This window comes from Bartonella refiksaydamii (assembly GCF_902652675.1).
Taxonomy (GTDB): domain Bacteria; phylum Pseudomonadota; class Alphaproteobacteria; order Rhizobiales; family Rhizobiaceae; genus Bartonella; species Bartonella refiksaydamii.
The window spans coordinates 1-4,212 of sequence record NZ_LR736337.1 but is presented as its reverse complement, the minus strand read 5'-3'; the positions used below and the strand labels follow the sequence as shown (position 1 = coordinate 4,212).

The window sequence follows — 4,212 nt, the reverse complement described above, 5'->3', positions numbered from 1 at the left end:
TCTGGAAAAGACACGACTGTCCTCTCTGGTCAAGATATCCATATTGCTGCTTCTGCTATAGACGCTGAGGGCAATGTTGCTCTTGGCGCGAAAGGAGAGATAGCGATAGGGGTGAGAAGGGATGAAATGGAGTATCATCTTCAGGGCAACAATACGAAAGTGGATATGCAAGCCTCTCATGCAGTTGGCTCTTCGATAAAGTCTGGGGGTGATAGCACTGTCGTTGCGGGGCAGGATGGGAAGGCGCATGATCTTAGCATCACGGGCAGTTCCATTGCTGCTGAGGGCAAAGTGGGGTTGAAGTCCAGCAACGATATTCTCATCAACAATGCAGAGGATAACTTACACTACGAGATGTCGTATCATAAAGAGGGGGGAACATTTAGTAGCAGCAAATCCGAGCATAACAAGATTGATGCTACTCAAGTTGTGGGCTCGAGCATAACAGGGGAAAAAGGCGTTGCCATTGTTTCTGGCAACAACACGGAAGTTGTAGCCTCGACGCTCGTAGCCGGTAAGGCAGAGGAAAGGTCAGGAGAGAAAGCTCTGGGAGATCAGAAACGAGCGGATATTACCATTCATTCTGGTGGAAACATTGTCATAAAAGGCGCTCAAGAACACTACGACCAGCAACAACAATCGTCGGAAAGCAGCTTTTTACATGAAGAATCTTCCGATAGTTCTCAATCGCATAGCACAACAGTCTCCTCTATCCTTGGTGCAACGGGCAACATTATCACACAATCAGATAAACAGACCACAATCACAGCTTCTCATATGTTTGCAAATGAAGATATTCATGTGACGGGAGAAAATGTGACGATTGATGGCATGACAGATCATCATAAGAGCCATTCACAGGAGCATGAAACGGGTTTTGGTGTGGGATCAGGCAAGGGCTTTGTATCGATATACGGGAGTGAGGGCAAAACAGAAAATGAAGAGAGTTTTGAACATCAAGGCTCTTCTCTGAATGGGAAAAATATCAATATCACCGCCACCAAAAAAGATGTAAAGGTTGTGGGCTCTGATTTTAATGCGCAAGAAAATATTCATGTTTCTGCAGCGCATGATATCAATGTTTTACTGGGTCATAATAGGCATAAGTCAAACAGCCAAGAAGAACGCACAGGTTTTGGGTTTCAGTTTGAAAAGAGCAAAAGTGGTGCTTCTGTGGGTGTTGGGGTTGCGAGCGCTAAAGATACAGGCGATCAATGGGAAAATACCAATATATCATCCAATTTTAAAGCAGGCAAAGATGTGCAGTTTAATGCGGATCATGATGTGAACTTGCAAGCGACAAATGTTTTGGCAAATCGTGATGTCAATATTGATGCTGGAAATAATATCACGCTGTCAGAAAGCTATGATATTTCCAACGGCAAAGAAACGCACGAAAAGTCCTTTGCTGGTGTAACAACCACTGTCAATGTGGGCATTCTTGGTACAGTAAAAGATGTAAAGGATGCAGCCAAACGTTTTGGTCATGGGGATACAAAACACAAAATCGGTAATGGTCTTATTGCTGGTCTAAAAGGCTATGAACTCTACAACAAAGGCAAAGATTTTTACAACGGGGCAAAGGGTGGAAAACTTAAACAATCTATTGGTGATATTGTTGATGTTTCTGGCAGCGTAACTGTGGGCTTTAAGACGGAGAAGGCGGAAGCGTCTGTTCAGACATCTACTGCGGTAACAGATAGCATAGAAGCAGGGCGCGCTGTTAACATGCATGCCCACGAAGGCAGCATCCATGGTGTTGGCGCTGATATTATTGCTGGCACAAACCCGATGCAAAGCAATGATAAACAGAGTGGAAATATCACCTTGGGAGCAGGGCAACATATCATCTTTGAAAGTGCACAAAATGCGCAAAGCACACAAAGTCAGATGCAAAGTGCTTCGGTGAATGTTGGATATAGCTATGGTACTAGTGGCGCAGGATGGATGGGGAATGCTTCTTTTGGTAAAGGCAAGGGTTCCAGTGAGGAGGTTCACCAGAAGAACGCCCATATTATTGGCACTGGCACTGTTCATAGCACAAGTGGAGGCAACACCACACTGGCTGGCGCAGTGGTTTCTGGAGAGCGTGTAGAAATGGATATTGGTGGTGATTTTACTGTTATCAGCCGCAGTGATACGGGACAAAGTTCCAGCAAGCAAAACTCTGTTTCTCTTGGCTTTAATGGTGGAAAAAAGAATGATGCAGCTACAACCAATATTTTCTTTAACAAGGATAAATCCTCTAGTGATTATCACAGTGTTGTGGAACAATCAGGCATCAAAGCTGGTGATGGCGGCTTTAAGATCAACGTTAAAGATAAAACAACGCTGACTGGAGGCATCATTGCCAGCAGCGCGCCGGCAGAAAAAAACAGCCTGACCACAGGAAGTATTGCCACCAGTGATATTGATAACAGTGCCCATGCTACAGCCAGCAGCCAAGGTTTAAGTATTTCTGCGGGTGGTCCCATGTATCAGGGCAAATATGGTGTCGGGAAAAACATTGCCAAAAATGTCTTAGATCATGCAAAAGCCAAAGATTCAGAGGAAGGATACACCAAATCTGCTATTAGCAATGGCACCATCATCTTGACCGATGAAGCAGAGCAGAAGGCATTGACAGGGCAAGATGTGGAGCAAGCCATAGCTTCCCTTAATCGCGACACTTCTACAGCCCATAAGGGTGTACAACAGCTCGATGTAGGCAAGCTGGAACGAATCGTCCATGAAAACCGTGAAATGGCAACCCAACTCTTAGAAGAAGGGTTTAAATACAGCGATGAATCCTATAAAACCATGTTTATCAAAGAGCACCCCATCGCCGTGGTCGACCGTGATGAAAAGGGCAATATTATTTATCTCAAAGATGAAAATGGGGAGCCTATAGAAGATGCTCGTGGACAAAAAATACCTAAGTTTCATTATTTAACGGCTGAGGAAAAGGAACATTTACAAGCTGGATTTGATGGCAAGGTTCATGTCTCCTTTAATGGTATCTTTACTCCACCAGAGGAAGCCGCTGTTTATGCGGTTCAACATGCGAAGGATAAAAATGCACCGCTCTATATTGTTATCTTCCCCCAAGCGGATTCTGCTATCTCAGAACTTCTGGTTGCAGGCTATCAGAAGTTTATGGAAAATAACTTTTGGGGTTTAACCAATTCAACACAAGAAGCAAAAGATTTGGTGTATAGCCATGGTATTACAGGGTTAGAACTTTATGGACATAGCCGTGGTACCATGACATTGGGGAATATGCTGTATTCTTTCAAACAAGAAGGTGTGCACGGTATAGCCGACAATACGAATATCAATTTCTATGGACCAGCCTTTAATGGTTTAGTTGCATCCGGTCTGTTAGGTTATGTGAGTGATGGCAAACAAACAACTATTGGCTTTGATGGGCATAGATATGACTTTGTAAGCAGAATTATTGGTGGCAATGGCTATACCTACGAGACAGCACCTGCTGGCAGTAACATGTTTAAAGAAATGTGGAATATGTTCACAAATCCCATAAATACCCATACTTGCCTTGGAGATGCAAGTTATCAATGTAGATATAATTATGGCTCATCTCATCGTATACAAGTCCCTTAAAGGAGGAAAAATGAAACAAGTTTTAAAATTATTGAGTGTTTTGGCTCTATTAGTCATAACTGGCTGTCAGTTTAATAAGCCTCCTTCAGGATACTTGACTGCATGGGAGAAGCCTAGAGCAGATTTTACTGAGATAGGAAAAGCCTTGTTAGAATGTGGAATGCCAACCCCTTATGATAAGGATCCCGAAAGTAGCAAGCTAAGTAACAATGCAATAGCAACAATTCATGCTTGTATGGTTCAATCAGGATTCCGCTATAAAGATGAAAGAGGGGGGGGCTGGTGTGGAAATCATAAAGCCGAAAACCTTCCGATTTGTCGTCCAGGCGCTGCGATCCCGAGGCCCAGTGTCAAGAGGCGCTTAAACAGCCCTTTTTGTAAAAAGCATCCAGAACAATATGAATGCTATCCTTAAGTTTTCCTGTTTGTGATGATCAACAATCCCTTTTTTGCTTTCGCTTGAAATGTCGAGATTGTTTCCTCAATTACATTATTTAACGGCTGAAGAAAAGCATTTACACGCAGGGTCTGATGGTAACAGGCGTATGTTCTACAATGGTATTTTTACCTCACCAGATGAAGCCGCTCGTTATGCGGTCCAGTTAGTTG

Annotated in this window: 2 protein-coding genes; both read left to right on the top strand. The window is 43.4% G+C overall.

The window, feature by feature from the left end; translation table 11 throughout:
• On the top strand, window positions 1-3,603 hold a 3,603-nt coding region (locus tag GQO39_RS08080), incomplete at its 5' end, for a hemagglutinin repeat-containing protein (RefSeq protein ID WP_198039445.1).
• A 10-nt stretch (window positions 3,604-3,613) separates the two neighbouring features.
• A complete protein-coding gene (locus GQO39_RS08075) occupies window positions 3,614-4,018 on the top strand; it encodes a hypothetical protein (RefSeq protein WP_156851710.1) in 405 nt (134 codons plus the stop codon).
• Window positions 4,019-4,212 lie beyond the last annotated feature (194 nt).